The following is a 17,952-nucleotide window of genomic DNA, read 5'->3' as shown; positions in this document are numbered from 1 at the left end:
ACACTTAACGCACGGCCTTGGTTCCGCAGAGTGAATAACGGGCCCAATAGCAGATCTCGGCTTGACTCGCCCGGATCAGCACACTTGTAATTTCACTCGTGTCGTTCAGCCGACATCGGCGACGGCCACGCACGGGGACGCGAAAAAGACGGACGAGGGGCGCACATGACCGAGCTGGTGCAGCAACTGCTGGTCGACGACGCGGACGAGGAACTCGGCTGGCAGGAGCGCGCGCTGTGCGCCCAGACCGACCCCGAGTCCTTCTTCCCCGAGAAGGGCGGTTCCACCAGAGAGGCCAAGAAGGTCTGCCTCGCCTGCGAGGTCCGCTCCGAGTGCCTCGAATACGCCCTCGCCAACGACGAGCGCTTCGGCATCTGGGGCGGCCTGTCCGAGCGGGAGCGCCGCAGGCTCAAGAAGGCCGCCATCTGACCGGCCGCGCAGCACCGCCCGGGCGCCCGGGCCTCCACAGCGGACCGTCGTGAACGGCCCGTCGCGGGTGGGTTGTCCACAGGCGGCGGGCCGCCGTCATGCCAGCCGATAGTGTGGGCGCTCGTCCGAGACGCCCCGCCGTCCCCTCGCCTTCGAGGAGACGCGGCCGTCCACCGCAGTCCAGCGAACCGGGGCCCGTACCTCGATGTCCGTGCACAGCCATGCGGCAGCCCGACACGACGCTGCCACCGCCGTGTTTGACCCGTCCCGCCCGCCCGAGTTCCCGCGCCACGTGGTGACCGCGGTCCTCGTCTCCCACGACGGCGCCCGCTGGCTGCCCGACGCCCTCGCCGGCCTGCTCGGCCAGGAGCGCCCCGTCCAGCACGCGGTGGCCGCCGACACCGGCAGCGCCGACGACTCCGCCCGGCTGCTCACCGAGGCCCTCGGCGACGGCAATGTCCTGCACCTCGCCCGCCGCACCGGCTTCGGCCAGGCCGTGGAGGAGGCGAGCCGCGTCGCCCCGGTCCTGACGCCCGAGGAGCTGCCGTACCTCAAGCGCCCCAGCGGCTGGGACCCGGTCACCCGCACCTGGCGCGACGACGCCTACGACCTGCCCGAACTGCCGCACGGCGAACCCGTCCAGTGGCTCTGGCTGCTGCACGACGACTGCGCCCCCGAACCCGGCGCCCTCGCCCAGCTGCTCCGCGTCGTCGACACCGAACACGAACTCGGCCGTGACGACGTGGCGGTCGTCGGCCCCAAGCTGCGCGGCTGGTACGACCGGCGGCAGCTGCTGGAGGTCGGCGTCTCCATCGCCAACTCCGGCCGCCGCTGGACCGGCCTCGACCGCCGCGAACAGGACCAGGGCCAGCACGACCACGTACGCACCGTGCTGTCCGTCTCCACCGCCGGCATGCTCGTCCGCCGCGACGTCTTCGAACAGCTCGGCGGCTTCGACCGCCGGCTGCCCCTGATGCGCGACGACGTCGACCTGTGCTGGCGCGCCCACGCCGCAGGCCACCGCGTCCTGGTCGCCCCCGACGCCGTCGTCCGGCACGCCGAGGCCGCCTCCCGCGAGCGCCGCGCCGTCGACTGCGCCGGCCGCGCCACCGCCTCCCCGCACAAGGTCGACAAGGCCGGCGCCGTCTACACCCTGCTCGCCAACACCCGCACCGCCGCCCTGCCCTGGGTGCTGCTGCGCCTCGTCCTCGGCACCCTCGTCAGGACCGTCGCCTACCTGGTCGGCAAGGTCCCCGGCCAGGCCGTCGACGAGATCCGCGGCCTGCTGAGCACCCTGCTGCGACCCGAGCGGATCATCGCCGCCCGGCGCCGCCGCGGCACCGCCCAGCTCGACAAGGGCGAGCTGCGCCAACTCCTCCCGCCGCCCGGCGCCACGGTCCGGGCCACCGTCGAACAGATCGCCGGCAACTTCTCCAGCGGCTCCGACACCGACACCACCGCCGGCCGGCACGGCGGCGCCGTGGAGTCCGGGCCCGGCGGCGACGACGCCGACTTCCTGGAGATCGAGCAGTTCGCCCGGCTCAAGCGCATCGCCCGCAAGCCCGGCCCCGTGCTCTTCCTCGCCCTGCTCGTGGTCTCCCTCGTCGCCTGCCGCGCCCTGCTCGGCGGCGGCGCGCTCGCGGGCGGCGCCCTGCTGCCCGCCCCGTCCGGCGCCGGCGAGCTGTGGTCGCGCTACCTGGACGCCTGGCACCCGGTCGGCGCGGGCGGCACCCCCGCCGCACCGCCCTACCTCGCCGTCCTCGCGTCCTTCGCCGCCCTGTTCCTCGGCTCCACCGGCCTGGCCGTCACCGTCCTGCTGGTCGGCTCGGTGCCGCTCGCCGGACTCACCGCCTATTTCGCCTCCCGGCCGCTCGTCCCCTCCCGGCTGCTGCGCGCGTGGGCCGCCATCGCCTACGCCTTCCTGCCCGCCACCACCGGAGCCCTGGCCGGCGGCCGCGTCGGCACCGCCGTCCTCGCCGTGCTGCTCCCGCTCATCGCGCGCGCGGGCGTCGCCGCGAGCGGTCTGACGAGCCGTACCGGCACCCCTGGCAGCTGGCGCGCCACCTGGGCGTACGCGCTGCTGCTGACCATCACCACCGCCTTCACGCCGATCGTCTGGCCGCTCGCCCTGGTGCTCGGCCTCGCCGTCCTGGTGCTGCGCCGCCGCGACCCGCTCGCTCAGGGCCTGCGCTTCCTCGCCCAGCTCGGCACCCCGCTGCTGGTCCTCGCGCCCTGGTCGCTGACCCTGCTGCCGACCGGCTTCTTCCAGGAGGCCGGTCTTGAGTACGGCGCCTCGGCCGCCTCCGCCTCCGACCTGCTCGGCACCAGCCCCGGCGGCCCCGGCACCGTGCACGGCCTGCTGCTCATCGGCATCGTGCTCGCCGCCCTGGCCGCACTCCTGCGCTCCGAGCGCCGGCTCGGCATCCGCGCCGCCTGGGCCGTCGCCCTGCTGGGCCTCGTCCTCGCCGTGCTGTCCAACCGCTCCACCTGGGCCGGCCCCGCCACCCTCGTCTACGGCATCGCCCTGATCGCCGCCGCCGTCCTCGGCGCCGACGGCGCCCGCGCGCGCGTGGCCGAGCAGAACTTCGGCTGGCGCCAGCCCGTCGCCGCCCTGATCGCCTTCGCCTGCGCGGCGGGCCCGCTGCTGGTCGCCGCCGGCTGGATGCTCGGCGGCGCCGACGGCCCCCTCAAGCGCCGCGACCCGGCCCAGGTGCCCGCGTTCGTCGCCGAGGACTCCGCCGGCGGCGACCAGGCCCGCACCCTCGTCCTGGACAGCGACTCCACCGCGCGCGTGCGCTACAGCCTGGTCCGCGGCGCCGGCGCCCGCCTCGGCGACGCCGAACTGACCGCCGCCGACGGCCGGAACGCCCGCCTGGACAAGGTGGTCGCCAACCTCGTCGCCGGCTCCGGCGCCGACCAGACCGACGAACTCGGCGGCTTCGCCGTGCGGTACGTCCTCGTCCACCAGGGCGCGCCCCGCGCGATCACCCGCGTCCTCGACGCCACCCCCGGCCTCGCCCGGCTCAGCCGGCAGGACGGCAGCGCCCTGTGGCGCGTCGGCCGGGAGGTCTCCCGCGCCGCGATCGTGCCGGCCGGCGACACGGGCACACCGCGGCCGATCGCCGCCGGACCGGTCGAGGTCCACACCACGATCCCGGCCGGCTCCGACGGCCGCGTACTGCGCCTGGCCGACAGCAAGGCCGAGGGCTGGACCGCCACCCTCGACGGCAAGCCGCTCACCGCCACCATGGTCGACGGCTGGGCCCAGGGCTTCGAACTGCCCGCCGCCGGCGGCCGGCTGGACGTCAGCTACGACGCCCCGCTCACCCACACCGCCTGGCTGTGGGCCCAGGGCGCGCTCGCTCTCGTCCTCGTCGTCCTCGCCCTCCCCGGCCGCCGCCGCGACGTCGACGACGACCTGCCCGAGGAGCAGCCGCTGCCCGCCCAGGCCACGACCGGCGAGGGCCGCCGCGCCCGCCGCCTGCGCGCCCAGGCCGAGGAACCGGCGGCCGACACACAGCCCGTCGGGGACCAGTTCACCGGCGACCAGTTCGCCGAGGGACAACCCGTCGAAGAGCGATCCGCCGAAGAGCAGCCCGTTGAGGGCCGGTTCGCCACCCCGCCGGCCCCGCAGGAGAACCCCGCCGCCGCGGTACCGCACCAGCAGTCCTACGACGAGTGGGACCCGGCCACCTACACGGGCGCCGGGTACGGCGGCTATGGCGCCGAGCAGTACCAGAACACCGGTTACGACCAGCAGGCCTACCCCGCCGACCCCTACCGGACGGCGCCCTACGACCCGTACGCCTACGGGAGCACGGCCGACCAGGCGCCGTACGACCCGGCGGCCTACCAGCAGGGCCACGACCAAGGGCATGACCAGGGCCACGACCCGGGGCATGACCAGGGTTACGACCAGGGACATGGCCAGGGTTACGACCAGGGACATGGCCAGGGTTACGACCCGGGGCCGGGACACGACCCCGGCCGGCAGGGCTACGACCCGGCCCGGCACCCCCACGGCACCGGCAGCCAGCGTCCCGACGGGAGCCAGCAGTGAACCGCACCACCCTGTCCCTGATCGCCGGCACCACCGTGCTGGCGGCCGTCACCGCGTTCGCCGCGCTGGAGGGCCCCTCGGCGTCCGGCGCGTCCGCCCCGGAGGCCGCCGCCCACCTGCCCGTGGAGCGCACCGGCCTGCTGTGCCCGGCGCCGAGCGTCTCCGACATCGCCGAGACGTCGTACACCTCCTTCACCCCCGTCACCAAGGGCACCGCGGGCAGCGGCAAGGCCCAACTCCAGGCCGCCACCGAGGACTCGGCGGACGGCGGGAGCGGCGGCAAGGGGAGCGGGAAGGACGGCAAGGGCGGGAAGAAGACCGACCAGCCGGTGCTCGCGCCCAAGTCCCCGGGCACCCCGGCCACCGGCGACACCTCCGGATCGGACGCGACCGCGCTGATCGGCACCGCCGACGGGAAGTTCGCGCCCGGCTGGACCGTCCAGGAGACCACCGAGGTCGCCGCCGGCACCGGCCGGGGACTGCACGGCGTCAACTGCACCGCCGCCGACACCGAGTTCTGGTTCCCGGGCGCCAGCACCGCGACCGGCCGCACCGACTACGTACACCTGACCAACCCGGACGACTCCGCGGCCGTCGTCGACGTGGAGCTGTACGGCAAGAACGGCGCGATCAAGTCCCCGCTCGGGGAGAACCTCACGGTCAAGCCGCACTCCAGCGAGCCGATCCTGCTCTCCACCCTCACCGACAAGCACGAGGACGACCTCACCCTGCACGTCAGCGTGCGCAGCGGGCGGGTCGGCGCGACCGTGCAGGCCCTGGACGCCAAGACCGGCGGCGACTGGCTGGCCGCCGCGACCGACCCGGCCGGAAGCCTGGTGCTGCCCGGCATCCCCAAGGACGCCACCGACGTCCGCCTGATCGCCTTCACGCCCGGCGGCGACGACGCCGACCTCAAGGTCCGCCTGGCCTCGCCCGACGGCCTGATCACCCCGGCGGGCAGCGAGACCCTGCACGTCAAGTCGGGCATGACCACCGCCGCCGACCTCCACGACGTCACCCGCGGCGAGGCCGGCTCCCTGGTCCTGACCCCCACCGACGAATCGGTGCCGGTCGTCGCGGCGCTGCGTGTCGTGCGCGGCAAGGGCGACAAGCAGGAGACCGCCTACATTCCGGCCACCGCTCCCGTCGGCACCCGCGCGACCTCGGCCGACAACAACGCCAAGGGCACCACCCTCGCCCTCACGGCCCCCACCGGCACGGCCACGGTCAAGGTCACGGCGTCGGCGGGCACCGAGGGCGGGTCGGCGGTGACGAAGACGTACACGATCAAGGCGGGCACCACACAGAACATCGACGCCCCCACCGCCAAGGGCACCTACGCCCTCACGGTGGAACCCGTCTCCGGCGCCCCCGTCTACGCCGCCCGCACCCTCGCCGCCACCGAGGACGGCGTCCCCGGCTTCACCGTCCAGACCCTCCCGGACGACCGGGGGACGGTCTCGGTGCCGCACACGGAGGAGGACCTGTCGGTGCTCCAGCGGTAGCGCGCCCTGACCTTCCCCGTACCGGGGCGGGTCAGTCCTCCCCGTACCGGGGATCCACCGTCTCCGGTGTCAGTCCGAGCAGCTCGGCCACCTGCTCCACCACGACCTCGTGCACCAGCTCGGCCCGCTCGTCGCGGCCCTTGGTCCGGATCTCCACCGGCCGCCGGTACACCACCACGCGGGCCCGGCGCCCGTCCTGCGCGGGGATGATCCCGCCGAGCGGCACGGCGTCGTCCCCCCACACCGCCGCGTCCGGGCTCTCCGGCCGCGGCACCTCCAGCACCAGGAAATCGATGTCCGCGAGCTGCGGCCACCGCCGCTCCAGCCGCTCCACGGAGTCCCGCACCAGGTCGGCGAAGACCTCGGCCCTGCTCGCGGCCAACGGCACCTGGGGCGGCGCGATGGGCCCCCGCATGCCCCTGCCATGGCGATCGCGGCGGCGGGGCCCGGGGCCGGCGGCACTGGGCGGTACACGGTTGTCCATCACCGGTGAAGCCTATTCCCCGGGCGCCCCGGCCGCCGGACCCGACGCGGCAACCGGCCACCGTCGGCCCCCTGTCGCACGATGACCGATCCGGCCAAGGTCTGGCTCGTTTCCGTAACCCTCCAAGACCACCGAACTCAAGGCAATTGACGGTGTTTGTGCCGACTCATGACCGGATGCAGTAGCGCCCGCGCCCCGCCGGACCCTCGTACTCGCAGGTCAGCGAGGCGCGCGAGAAGCCCCGTGTGGTGCGTTTCACAAGACGACACGGTGGAGTGACCTGGGGGAGAGTCGTCGCGGCCCGCTCAAGAGTGCGGTACCGTCCAACGTCGTGAGCCCTGTACGTCGCTGTTCGCGCACCGCCTGCGGCCGACCCGCCGTCGCGACGCTGACGTACGTCTACGCCGACTCGACCGCGGTCCTCGGCCCGCTCGCCACCTACGCCGAACCCCACTGCTACGACCTGTGCGCCGAGCACTCCGAGCGCCTCACCGCCCCGCGCGGCTGGGAGGTCGTCCGCCTCCTGGACGGCTCGGCCCCGGCCCGCCCCAGCGGCGACGACCTGGAAGCGCTCGCCAACGCCGTGCGCGAGGCGGCTCGCCCCCAGCAGCGGGCGGCCGAGGCGGGCGGCGGCGGTGGCCGTACGGCCGACCCCATGGAGGTGGCCCGCCGCGGCCACCTGCGGGTGCTGCGCTCCCCGGACAACTGAGACCGCCTGCACCTGGTGTCCGCGCACTCCCGGCTTACCCCGGACGGGTAGTTTGTGGGCACCCATAGGACTTTCAGGAGGGTTGGCCGTGGCTGCTGATCTGTCGCAGATCGTGAAGGCGTACGACGTGCGCGGAGTGGTCCCGGACCAGTGGGACGAGTCACTGGCCGCGCTCTTCGGCGCCGCCTTCGCCGAGGTGACGGGCGCCGCCGCGATCGTCGTCGGCCACGACATGCGGCCCTCGTCCCCCGGCCTGTCCCGCGCCTTCGCGCGCGGCGCGGCCGACCGCGGCGTGGACGTCACCGAGATCGGCCTGTGTTCCACGGACCAGCTGTACTACGCCTCGGGCGCGCTGAACCTGCCCGGCGCGATGTTCACCGCCTCCCACAACCCCGCCCAGTACAACGGCATCAAGCTCTGCCGTGCCGGCGCGGCGCCGGTCGGCCAGGACACCGGCCTCGCGCAGATCCGCGAACTGGTCGAGAAATGGCTGGAGTCGGGGGCACCCGAGCCGGCCGCCGGGCGGGGAACCCTCGGCACCCGCGAGACGTTGGAGGACTACGCGGCGCATCTGCGCTCGCTGGTCGACCTGACCTCGATCCGCCCCCTGAAGGTCGTGGTCGACGCCGGCAACGGCATGGGCGGCCACACGGTCCCCACGGTCTTCGCCGGCCTGCCCCTGACCCTCGTGCCGATGTACTTCGAGCTGGACGGCACCTTCCCCAACCACGAGGCCAACCCGCTCGACCCGGCCAACCTCGTGGACCTGCAAAAGCGGGTGCCCGCGGAGGGCGCCGACCTCGGCATCGCCTTCGACGGGGACGCCGACCGCTGCTTCGTCGTGGACGAGCACGGCGACCCGGTCTCGCCGTCGGCGGTCACCGCGCTGGTCGCCGCGCGGGAGCTGGCGCGCAACGGCGGCACGGGCACGGTCATCCACAACCTCATCACCTCCCGCACCGTCCCGGAGGTCGTCCGGGAGAACGGCGGCACACCGGTCCGCACCCGCGTCGGCCACTCCTTCATCAAGGCCGAGATGGCCCGCAGCGGTGCGATCTTCGGCGGCGAGCACTCCGCGCACTACTACTTCAAGGACTTCTGGAACGCCGACACCGGCATGCTGGCCGCGCTGCACGTCCTCGCGGCCCTCGGCGGCCAGGACGGCCCGCTGTCCGCGCTCGTCGCGCAGTACGACCGCTACACGGGCTCCGGGGAGATCAACTCCACCGTCGCCGACCAGACCGGCCGCCTCGCCGCCATCCGCTCCGCCTACGAACACCGCGCCGACGTCACCCTCGACGACCTCGACGGCCTCACGGTCGCGGCCCCCGACTGGTGGTTCAACGTCCGCCCCTCCAACACCGAACCCCTCCTCCGCCTGAACGCCGAGGCGAAGGACCCGGCGACGATGACGAAGATCCGCGACGAGGCGTTGGCGATCATCAGGGCCTGACCTGAAGCCCTGGGCGTGCCCCGGCCCCCGACCTCACACGGGCCACTGTCCGCGGAGCCCGGCCCCAGTCCCCGGAGCCCGGGGCGCGGGCCCCGAACCGCGGCGACAGGTGTCGGGCGCCGACAACTGCCCAAGGCTCATCGATCCGCTTCCTACCGCCCGCCTCCCAGCGGCCTCTCGGGGCGGCCCTCGTACGCGGGGCGGCCGCCCCTGGCCGGCCGCCCCGACAGCCCGCTCAGCTGGCCCCACGGCCGGTTGCGCGTTCGGGCGTGCGGTCGGGGAGCCGTCCGAGTTCGGCCGTCCGGTCGGGGATCCGCCCGTGCTCGGCCGTCCGAGCGGAGGCCGCCCGTTCGTCCGCCGGGCCGCTCAACCCGCAGAGTGCCGAGTCCGATCCCGGGCACCTCCGGCCGACCGGTCCGGGCGCTCGGTGTCGTGTCGGGCACGCCCCCGAGCCGAGACCGGTCGAGGTGCCGTCGGCTCTTCTCGGCGGCCCTCCAGCCGACAGTTTCGGGTGGTGGGTGGGCAAAGGCCCGGGGGTCCAGGGGGCGGAGCCCCCTGGACGGGGACCGGAAACCGGCCGAACCCCCCGGCGCCGCCCGCCCGGCGGTACGCTGACCAGCACGTCCATACAGCCGTACCCGCCTCCGAAGGGACACCTCATGCCGCTCGAAGCCGGCCTCCTGGAGATCCTCGCCTGCCCGGCCTGCCACGCCCCCCTGAAGGAGCAGGACACCGAGCTGATCTGCACGGGCCAGGACTGCGGCCTCGCCTACCCCGTCCGCGACGGCATCCCCGTCCTCCTCGTGGACGAGGCCCGCCGCCCCGAGTGACGCCCACCCCCGCCCCGTAGCAACGCGGCGCCCGACGAGACGCTGCGCACCCCGGCGACCGGAAGAAGCTCCGCCCATGCTGGACGAATCGCTGCTCGACACCCCGGAGGGCCTCGCCGAGGCCGACCGCCGAGGCCTGCTGCGCGGCGCGGCGGAGGCCGGCGCCCGCGTCCGCACCGCCGCCCGGGGCGCCGCCGAGGCCGGCGTCGGCGGCCTCAAGCCCGACGGCCGCCCCCGCGCGGTACTGATCGCCGGCCCCGGCGCCGCCGCCACCCACACCGCCGACCTCCTCGGCACCCTGGCCGGCGCCGGCAGCCCCGTCGTCCGCCTCGCCCCGACCGGCGTCGCCCCGGCCGCGGGCGCCCTGCGCTGGGAACTCCCCGGCTGGGCGGGCTCCGTGGACCTGCTCCTGATCGCCACCCCGGACGGCGGCGAACCCGGCCTCTCCCTGCTCGCCGACCAGGCCTACCGCCGTGGCCTCTCGGTCGTCGCCGTGGCCCCGCCCCGCACCCCGCTCGCCGAGTCCGTGGCCGGCGCGCACGGCCTGTTCGTACCGATGGCGACCACGCCGTACGACCAGGAGGAACCCCTCGCCGCGTCCTCCCCGGGCGTCTTCTGGGCCCTGCTGACCCCGCTCCTGGCGCTGCTGGACCGCATCGGTCTGATCACCGCCCCGCCGGACGCCCTGGACCGGATCGCCGACCGCCTGGACCACGTCGCCGAGCGCTGCGGCCCCGCCATCGCCACCTACGGCAACCCGGCCAAGACCCTCGCCGCCGAACTGGCCGACGCGCTCCCCGTGGTGTGGACCGAGGGCACCTCCGCGGGCCCGGCGGGACGCCGCTTCGCCGCCGCGCTCGCCGAACTCGCCGGCCGCCCCGCGCTCGTCGCCGAACTGCCCGAGGCGCTCGCCGCGCACAGCACCCTGCTGGCCGGCCCGCTCGCCGCCAGCGCCGACCCGGACGACTTCTTCCGCGACCGCGTGGAGGACCCGCCCGCGCTGCACGCGCGCGTGGTGCTGCTCCGCGACCGCCCGCTCGGCGGCCTCACCGCCGCCCCCACCGCCCGGGACACGGCCCTCGGCCACGACACCCCGATCAGTGAACTCGAACCGGAGGAGGGCGGCGAACTGGAGACCCTCGCGGAACTGATCGCCGTCACGGATTTCGCCGCCGTTTACCTGGCGCTCGCTTCCAGGGCCTGACCTGGCTCCGGGCCGGCCGACCCGCGCCCACCACCGGCACGGCTCACCGAGCAAGGGCAGCCGCCGGCCGAGCAGCGTACGTACGGAGACAGAGAAGACACATGGATCGCCTCGACAACACCGTCCGCCCCTACGCCTGGGGTTCCCGCACCGCCATCCCGCGCCTGCTCGGCGTCGAGCCGACCGGCGAACCCCAGGCGGAGATGTGGATGGGCGCCCACCCCGGCGCCCCCTCGCGCACCGCGCGCGGAACCCTCGTCGAGGTCGTCGAGGCCGACCCGGAGCGGGAACTCGGCGCCCGCGCGGTGGCCAGGTTCGGCCCCCGCCTGCCCTTCCTGCTGAAGATCCTCGCCGCCGGCGCGCCCCTGTCCCTCCAGGTCCACCCCGACCTGGAGCAGGCCAGGCAGGGCTTCGCCGACGAGGAGCGGCACGGCGTCCCCGTCGACGCCCCGCACCGCAACTACAAGGACACCAACCACAAGCCCGAACTGATCTGCGCGCTCACCGAGTTCGACGGCCTGTGCGGCTTCCGCGCCCCGGACCAGGCCGCCGACCTGCTGGACCGCCTCGGCGTCGACTCCCTCAAGCCGTACGTCGACCTGCTGCGCGCCCACCCCGAGGACGCGGCCCTGCGCGAGGTGCTCACCGCGATCCTCACCGCCGACCCGGACGACATGGCCCACACGGTCGCCGAGGCCACCGCCGCCTGCACCCGTCTCGGCGGCGACCTCGCTCCCTACGCCGACATCGCCCACCACTACCCGGGCGATCCCGGCGTCATCGCGGCCATGCTGCTCAACCACGTCCGCCTGCAACCGGGCGAGGCCCTCTACCTCGGCGCCGGCATCCCGCACGCCTACCTGAACGGCCTCGGCGTCGAGATCATGGCCAACTCCGACAACGTCCTGCGCTGCGGCCTGACCCCCAAGCACGTCGACGTCCCCGAACTCCTGCGCGTCGTCCGCTTCGAGGCCGGCGACCCGGGCGTACTGCGTCCGGAGGCGTCCCCGGACGGCGAGGAGGTCTACGAGACGCCGATCGACGAGTTCCGGCTCTCCCGGTACGTCCTGTCCGAGGGCGGCAGCGCCCACGACGTCACCCGCGACACCCCGCAGATCCTGCTCTGCACGGCCGGGTCCGTGCTGGCCGGCGAACACGAACTGACGCCCGGCCGGTCGGTGTTCGTGCCGGCGGGCGAGAAGGCGGAGATCTCCGGCGCCGGCACCCTCTTCCGCGCCACTGTGATCGTATGACCGGGGTGGTGGATACCTGACGGATCCGGACCCGGCCGGGCTGCAAGAATGACCCACCGGCAAAGTCCGGGCAAAGCCGGGTACACGCCAGGACGGCGTGGGACGTACGAGGGCGACAGTCGCCAGAGGCGAAGGGACAACGCGGACACATGAGCGCGTCAGGCGGTACCAGGGCGATCGTGGCGGCACTCGGCGCCAACCTCGCGATCGCGGCGTCGAAGTTCGTGGCGTTCGCGTTCAGCGGCTCCTCCTCGATGCTCGCCGAGGGCGTCCACTCGCTCGCCGACTCCGGCAACCAGTTCCTGCTGCTCGTCGGCGGCAAGAAGGCACAGCGCGAGGCCACCCCGCAGCACCCCTTCGGGTACGGCCGCGAGCGCTACATCTACGCCTTCCTCGTCTCCATCGTCCTCTTCTCGGTCGGCGGCATGTTCGCCATCTACGAGGGCTACGAGAAGATCAGCCACCCCCACGAGCTGGAGCACTGGTACTGGCCGGTGGGCGTCCTCGCCTTCGCAATCATCGCCGAGGGCTTCTCGTTCCGCACGGCCATCAAGGAGTCCAACCAACTGCGCGGCAAGCTGTCCTGGTCGCAGTTCATCCGCCGCGCCAAGGCCCCCGAGCTGCCCGTGGTCCTGCTGGAGGACTTCGGCGCGCTCATCGGCCTGGTCCTCGCCTTCGGCGGCGTCGGCCTCTCCCTGCTCACCGGCGACGGCGTCTGGGACGGCGTCGGCACGGCCTGCATCGGCGTCCTGCTCGTCCTGATCGCCCTCGTCCTGGCCGCCGAGACCAAGTCGCTGCTGCTCGGCGAGGCCGCCGGCCTGGACGTGATCAAGCAGATCGAGGCGGCGACCGTCGACGGCGACACGGTCACCCGCATCATCCACATGCGCACCCTCCACCTCGGCCCCGAGGAACTGCTGGTCGCCGCCAAGATCGCCGTCCGGCACGACGACACGGCCACCGAGGTCGCCCGGGCCATCGACGCCGCCGAGACCCGCATCCGCGCCGCCGTCCCCATCGCCCGGGTCATCTACCTGGAGCCGGACGTCTACAGCGAGACCGAGGCCGCCAAGGGACCGGACCCGGAAGCCACCCCGGGCGGCCCCAACCCGCACGCCACCGGCGCCCACTGACCCGGCACCCGGCCTCCTGCCACGCCACCGCGCGCTCGCGAGGGGCTCGTCATCGGCACGTCCGTGGCCCGAACCACGCGCGGGCGGACTGGGGCCCGCCGGGCCGGGCGGTGTAGCTTGGATCGGAGCCAGACGTCGCTGCTGATGGCGGTCGGGCGGTCCCACGACGGACCGGCCGAGGGAGAGAGGGCCTCCGACGGACTGCGCTGCGCGTACGTGGGCATGCCCGTGACCTCTTCTCGGGCACCTGTGTGTCCGCCGCCGCGCAGACCAGCCGTACCCACCTCGCCCCAACCCCGAGGAGCAGCTCGCAATGACGACTGTCGAGAACCGACAGGACTTCAAGGTCGCCGACCTCTCGCTGGCCGAGTTCGGCCGCAAGGAGATCACCCTCGCCGAGCACGAGATGCCCGGTCTGATGGCGATCCGCAAGGAGTACGCCGAGGCGCAGCCGCTGGCCGGCGCCCGCGTGACGGGTTCGCTGCACATGACGGTGCAGACCGCCGTGCTCATCGAGACCCTGGTCGCCCTGGGCGCCCGGGTCCGCTGGGCCTCCTGCAACATCTTCTCCACCCAGGACCACGCGGCCGCCGCCATCGCCGTCGGCCCCAACGGCACGCCCGACAACCCGCAGGGCGTCCCCGTCTTCGCCTGGAAGGGCGAGACCCTGGACGAGTACTGGTGGTGCACCGAGCAGGCCCTGACCTGGCCGGACAGCCCCACCGGCGGCCCGAACATGATCCTGGACGACGGCGGCGACGCCACCCTCCTCGTCCACAAGGGCGTCGAGTACGAGAAGGACGGCAAGGTCCCCGGCCTGGAGACCGCCGAGTCCGACGAGCACCGCGTCATCCTCCAGCTCCTGCACCGCACCATCACGGACGGCTCGCAGAAGTGGACCCAGCTGGCCTCCGAGATCCGTGGCGTCACGGAGGAGACCACGACCGGTGTCCACCGCCTGTACGAGATGCAGCGCGACGGCATCCTGCTCTTCCCGGCGATCAACGTGAACGACGCCGTGACGAAGTCGAAGTTCGACAACAAGTACGGCTGCCGGCACTCCCTGATCGACGGCATCAACCGCGCCACCGACGTCCTCATCGGCGGCAAGACCGCTGTCGTGTGCGGCTACGGCGACGTCGGCAAGGGCTGCGCCGAGTCCCTGCGCGGTCAGGGCGCCCGAGTGATCGTCACCGAGATCGACCCGATCTGCGCGCTGCAGGCGGCGATGGACGGCTACCAGGTCACCACGCTGGACGAGGTCGTCGACAAGGCCGACATCTTCGTCACCACGACCGGCAACAAGGACATCATCATGGCCTCGGACATGGCCAAGATGAAGCACCAGGCCATCGTCGGCAACATCGGCCACTTCGACAACGAGATCGACATGGCCGGCCTGGCCGCGATCCCGGGCGTCGTCAAGGACGAGGTCAAGCCGCAGGTCCACACCTGGACCTTCCCCGACGGCAAGGTCATCATCGTGCTGTCCGAGGGCCGCCTGCTGAACCTGGGCAACGCCACCGGCCACCCGTCGTTCGTGATGTCCAACTCCTTCGCGGACCAGACGCTGGCCCAGATCGAGCTGTTCACCAAGCCCGACGCCTACCCGGTCGGCGTGTACACGCTGCCCAAGCACCTGGACGAGAAGGTCGCCCGCCTCCACCTGGACTCGCTGGGCGTCAAGCTCACCCAGCTGCGCCCGGAGCAGGCCGCGTACATCGGCGTCGAGGTCGACGGCCCGTACAAGCCGGACCACTACCGCTACTGAGCGAGTCCGTACCGAGCAGTCCGGGCCGCCGTCACGCGGCCCGGCACAGCCCACGGCGAGCGCGCCGGCCCCACTGGCGCGCTCCTCGGCGGCAGAACCTCCGAGGCAGGCCCCCGCACCCCCGTGCCGGGGGCCTGCCCCTTTGGCCGCCGCGGCCCGATCACCCCGTCACGATCCAGGACCCCCATGCCCCGCGGCCGGTATTCGCTCCACGATCCGCACGATCACACCCCCCTCGCCGAAGAACACTTCCAGTGCGCCCCCGGACCGTCCGGCTGGCGCTACGTCTCCCAGCTCACCACCCCCGCCGGAGACCATCGCGGCTCGGTCGACCTCGCCCTCGACGAACTCGGCCGCCCCCTCCGCCTCGAACTCCACGCGGGCGGCTGGCAGGTGCGCGGCGCCGCCCTCGACGGCGTCACCTGGGTCCGCACCGACCCCACCGGAACCGACGCAGCCGAAGGCACTGTGCGCGCCCACGCCTTCACCGGTACGTCCCCCGCGTTCCTCGTCGCCACCGCCCGTCTCCTGCGCCTCACCCCCTCCGCCGCCGGCACCCGCGTACGCCTGGTCGCGTTCACGGACCCGGTCCTCGCCCCCCGCACCGTGGACCAGTCCTGGGCACTGGTGAACAGCGAAGCACACGCCACTGACAACGGCCCCCTGACCGTGGACGAATACCAGGTCACAGCCCTGGACACCGGCGAACGGCACTCCGTCCACATCGCCGGCGACGTCGTCCTGGCCGCGCCCGGCATCGAGCTGGAGGACCTCGCCGCACCGCCCTCCCGCTTCGCCTGACCGCACACCCGGCGGACCGGCGCGTCAGGCGGGCGGTGCGAACCCGGTGGCCGGACGGTCCCCGGAGCGCGCTTCCTCGGGCGGCGCCACCGGAACGGGGGGAGCGGGGGCCGGGAGCGGGGAGGTGGAGCAGGGAACCGGGGGAGGGGGCGCGTACCCACCGGCGCTGTACGCACCGGCACCGAAAGCCTGCCGGGCCTCCCGCGACTGCCGCTCGTGCACCACGGCTGCCAGGAAGGCCGCCGGCGCGATCCCCGGTGGCACCGGAGCGGCCGTGCGCGCCGCGAGATCGTCCGCGAGCCGCCGCGCCATCCCCAGGGAGACCTGCGGATCGAGCTGATGCATCCGGCTCAGATACTGCCGGACCGCCAGCCACAGCCCGTCCGGAACCGCCGACAGGTCGAGGCCGCCGAACCGGTCCGCGAGCCACGGCGGCGGAGGCGGCACGACACCACCCCGCCCGACGGGTATCCGCTCCCGCACGACCAGCGTGCCCCCGAACACGTCCCCGAGCCGCCGCCCGCGCTCCGACACCAGCGAGGCGATACAGGCCACCACCCCGAACGTCATGAGGATCTCCACGACCCCGATCGCACCGCGCACCAACGCGTGCCGGAACCGGATCGGCCCGCCGTCGTCCCGCACCACCCGCAGCCCGAGCGCCAGCTTCCCCAGCGAACGCCCGTGGCTGAGCGTCTCCACCGCGATCGGCCCGCCGACCAGCACCAGCAGAAACGCCGCGATCGCCAGCGCCGTCTGCGCGGCGTCGTCCAGCGAGGACGTCGTCGCCACCAGCACCGCGGTCACCAGGACGTAGACGACCAAGGCCACCGCCAGATCAAGCAGCACCGCCAACGCCCTGCTGGGCAGCTTCGCGGGCCGTAGCTCCAGGGCCACCGCCTCGCCCGTCACCAGCTCACTCACGCCCGCCGCCCTTCCCTGGTCCACCCGGTGAACCGCAAGTCTGCCAAGCTGTGGGCGCATCGCGCCGCAGTACGACAAGCTGACAGCAGCTACGAGCATCCGCCACCAGCGGCCGGCGACCGGCCAAGGAGCAGACAGACCCGATGGACCTGGACGTCTTCGTCTCCCGTCACCGTCCCGAATGGGACCGGCTCGACACCCTGCTGCGCCGTCGGCGCCGCCTCGACGGAGCCGAAGCCGACGAACTCGTGGTCCTCTACCAGCGCACCGCCACCCATCTCTCCCTCATCCAGTCCAGCGCTCCCGACCCGCAGCTGACCGGACGGCTCAGCCAACTCGTCGCTCGCGCGCGCAGCGCCGTCACCGGAACCCGCCGTGCCTCGTGGCGCGACGTCACCCGCTTCCTCGGGCGGAGCTTCCCGGCCGCCGTCTACCGCGCGCGGCACTGGTGGGTGCCCACGGCACTCGTCTCCACCGCCGTGGCGATCCTGCTCGGCTGGTGGATCGGCGGCCACCCGGACGTGCAGGCGTCCATCGCCGCCCCCAGCCAGCTCCGCGAAATGACCCGCCCGGGCGGCGAGTACGAGACCTACTACTCCAGCCATCCGGCGACCTCGTTCGCCGCACAGGTATGGACGAACAACGCCCAGGCCGCCGCGACATGCCTGGTCCTGGGCATCTTCCTGGGCCTGCCGGTCCTCTTCGTCCTCTTCCAGAACATGCTCAACCTCGGCATCGGCTTCGGCCTCATGTCCTCGGCCGGCCGCCTCGACACCTTCCTCGGCCTGGTCCTCCCGCACGGCCTGCTGGAACTGACCGCCGTCTTCGTCGCGGCCGGTACGGGGTTGCGCCTGGGCTGGACGCTGATCGACCCGGGCCCGCGCACCCGGCGCACCGCCCTGGCCGAGGAGGGCCGCGCGGCCATCGCCATGGCCATCGGCCTCGCCCTGGTCCTGTTCGTCTCCGGCGCCATCGAAGGCTTCGTCACCCCGTCCGGCCTGCCCACCTGGGCCCGCATCACCATCGGGGTCGTCGCCGAGCTGGCCTTCCTGGCATACGTCTACGTCCTCGGCGGCCGGGCGGCACACGCCGGAGAGACGGGCGACCTGGAGACGGACGAGCGCAGTGCGGCCGTGCCCACGGCCGCCTGATGTGCATCCGGCCCTCCTGAGCTGCTAGTCTCCTCTTCGCCCCGCAAAAGCTGTTGACACGGCAGGCGCGGGGAGGTAGATTCAAACAGTTGCCTAGAACTGGACAAGTTCGGAGGCAGCCGCTAGACTCTACTTCGCTTCACAGAAGTCGAACATCGACATTCCAAAGAAGCATCCTCCCGATTACTCGGAAATGAACGGCCGGTCAGACCGGCCAAGAACTTCTGATAAAGTCGGAACCGCCG

14 protein-coding genes are annotated in these 17,952 nt (G+C 73.4%); 12 read left to right on the top strand and 2 right to left on the bottom strand.

Annotation, left to right across the window (positions count from 1 at the left end):
• Window positions 1-165 precede the first annotated feature (165 nt).
• The 3 genes from NX794_RS33320 (at window position 166) to NX794_RS33310 (ending at window position 5,994) form a co-directional block, all read left to right on the top strand.
• Window positions 166-429, top strand: a complete 264-nt coding sequence (locus NX794_RS33320; protein ID WP_010986447.1) for a WhiB family transcriptional regulator — start codon at window positions 166-168, stop codon at window positions 427-429.
• A 205-nt stretch (window positions 430-634) separates the two neighbouring features.
• Window positions 635-4,489: a glycosyltransferase gene (locus NX794_RS33315; protein WP_258783413.1), complete on the top strand. Its 3,855-nt coding sequence runs from the start codon at window positions 635-637 to the stop codon at window positions 4,487-4,489.
• Window positions 4,486-5,994 (top strand): DUF5719 family protein, encoded by a 1,509-nt coding sequence (locus NX794_RS33310; RefSeq protein ID WP_258783412.1) that lies wholly within the window; start codon window positions 4,486-4,488, stop codon window positions 5,992-5,994. The genes NX794_RS33315 and NX794_RS33310 overlap by 4 nt, the downstream gene beginning before the upstream one ends.
• Before the next feature lie 31 nt (window positions 5,995-6,025).
• Here the strand turns inward: NX794_RS33310 and NX794_RS33305 are convergent, their stop codons facing one another.
• Entirely contained in the window at window positions 6,026-6,478 is a 453-nt protein-coding gene (locus NX794_RS33305; protein ID WP_258783436.1) for a metallopeptidase family protein, read from the bottom strand.
• A gap of 331 nt (window positions 6,479-6,809) precedes the next feature.
• Here NX794_RS33305 and NX794_RS33300 point away from each other — a divergent pair, with 331 nt between their 5' ends.
• The 8 genes from NX794_RS33300 (at window position 6,810) to NX794_RS33265 (ending at window position 15,632) form a co-directional block, all read left to right on the top strand.
• Window positions 6,810-7,187 carry a DUF3499 domain-containing protein gene (locus tag NX794_RS33300; protein ID WP_258783411.1) on the top strand — a complete coding sequence of 126 codons (378 nt, stop codon included), beginning with the start codon at window positions 6,810-6,812 and terminating at the stop codon, window positions 7,185-7,187.
• An 88-nt stretch (window positions 7,188-7,275) separates the two neighbouring features.
• Window positions 7,276-8,640, top strand: coding sequence for a phosphomannomutase/phosphoglucomutase (locus tag NX794_RS33295; RefSeq protein WP_258783410.1), 1,365 nt, complete (start codon window positions 7,276-7,278; stop codon window positions 8,638-8,640).
• A 659-nt stretch (window positions 8,641-9,299) separates the two neighbouring features.
• Window positions 9,300-9,470, top strand: a complete 171-nt coding sequence (locus NX794_RS33290; RefSeq protein WP_014673093.1) for a Trm112 family protein — start codon at window positions 9,300-9,302, stop codon at window positions 9,468-9,470.
• Between the two features lie 76 nt (window positions 9,471-9,546).
• Window positions 9,547-10,674 carry an SIS domain-containing protein gene (locus NX794_RS33285; protein ID WP_258783409.1) on the top strand — a complete coding sequence of 376 codons (1,128 nt, stop codon included), beginning with the start codon at window positions 9,547-9,549 and terminating at the stop codon, window positions 10,672-10,674.
• 101 nt (window positions 10,675-10,775) lie between these two features.
• Window positions 10,776-11,927 (top strand): mannose-6-phosphate isomerase, class I, encoded by a 1,152-nt coding sequence (gene manA / locus NX794_RS33280; RefSeq protein WP_258783408.1) that lies wholly within the window; start codon window positions 10,776-10,778, stop codon window positions 11,925-11,927.
• Window positions 11,928-12,076: 149 nt separating this feature from the next.
• Window positions 12,077-13,060, top strand: coding sequence for a cation diffusion facilitator family transporter (locus NX794_RS33275; RefSeq protein ID WP_258783407.1), 984 nt, complete (start codon window positions 12,077-12,079; stop codon window positions 13,058-13,060).
• 313 nt (window positions 13,061-13,373) lie between these two features.
• Complete coding sequence (ahcY, locus tag NX794_RS33270) at window positions 13,374-14,831, top strand: adenosylhomocysteinase (RefSeq protein WP_258783406.1); 1,458 nt, start codon at window positions 13,374-13,376, stop codon at window positions 14,829-14,831.
• A 186-nt stretch (window positions 14,832-15,017) separates the two neighbouring features.
• Window positions 15,018-15,632, top strand: a complete 615-nt coding sequence (locus NX794_RS33265; RefSeq protein ID WP_258783405.1) for a hypothetical protein — start codon at window positions 15,018-15,020, stop codon at window positions 15,630-15,632.
• A 24-nt stretch (window positions 15,633-15,656) separates the two neighbouring features.
• On the opposite strand, the gene NX794_RS33260 is transcribed toward NX794_RS33265, so the two are convergent.
• A complete protein-coding gene (locus NX794_RS33260) occupies window positions 15,657-16,556 on the bottom strand; it encodes an RDD family protein (protein ID WP_258783404.1) in 900 nt (299 codons plus the stop codon).
• A gap of 143 nt (window positions 16,557-16,699) precedes the next feature.
• Between NX794_RS33260 and NX794_RS33255 the strand changes: the two genes are divergently transcribed.
• Window positions 16,700-17,707, top strand: coding sequence for a stage II sporulation protein M (locus NX794_RS33255; protein ID WP_258783403.1), 1,008 nt, complete (start codon window positions 16,700-16,702; stop codon window positions 17,705-17,707).
• Window positions 17,708-17,952 lie beyond the last annotated feature (245 nt).

Origin of the sequence: Streptomyces pyxinicus, assembly GCF_024753135.1 — a bacterium.
Lineage (GTDB): Bacteria > Actinomycetota > Actinomycetes > Streptomycetales > Streptomycetaceae > Streptomyces > Streptomyces pyxinicus.
This window is presented reverse-complemented; position numbering and strand designations above follow the sequence as displayed.

Coding starts and splice junctions, on each gene's coding strand:
- NX794_RS33320 (WP_010986447.1), top strand. CDS start 166: ATGACCGAGCTGGTGCAGCAACTGCTGGTCGACGACGCGGACGAGGAA.
- NX794_RS33315 (WP_258783413.1), top strand. CDS start 635: ATGTCCGTGCACAGCCATGCGGCAGCCCGACACGACGCTGCCACCGCC.
- NX794_RS33305 (WP_258783436.1), bottom strand. CDS start 6,478: ATGGACAACCGTGTACCGCCCAGTGCCGCCGGCCCCGGGCCCCGCCGC.
- NX794_RS33290 (WP_014673093.1), top strand. CDS start 9,300: ATGCCGCTCGAAGCCGGCCTCCTGGAGATCCTCGCCTGCCCGGCCTGC.
- NX794_RS33285 (WP_258783409.1), top strand. CDS start 9,547: ATGCTGGACGAATCGCTGCTCGACACCCCGGAGGGCCTCGCCGAGGCC.
- manA (WP_258783408.1), top strand. CDS start 10,776: ATGGATCGCCTCGACAACACCGTCCGCCCCTACGCCTGGGGTTCCCGC.
- NX794_RS33275 (WP_258783407.1), top strand. CDS start 12,077: ATGAGCGCGTCAGGCGGTACCAGGGCGATCGTGGCGGCACTCGGCGCC.
- ahcY (WP_258783406.1), top strand. CDS start 13,374: ATGACGACTGTCGAGAACCGACAGGACTTCAAGGTCGCCGACCTCTCG.
- NX794_RS33265 (WP_258783405.1), top strand. CDS start 15,018: ATGCCCCGCGGCCGGTATTCGCTCCACGATCCGCACGATCACACCCCC.
- NX794_RS33255 (WP_258783403.1), top strand. CDS start 16,700: ATGGACCTGGACGTCTTCGTCTCCCGTCACCGTCCCGAATGGGACCGG.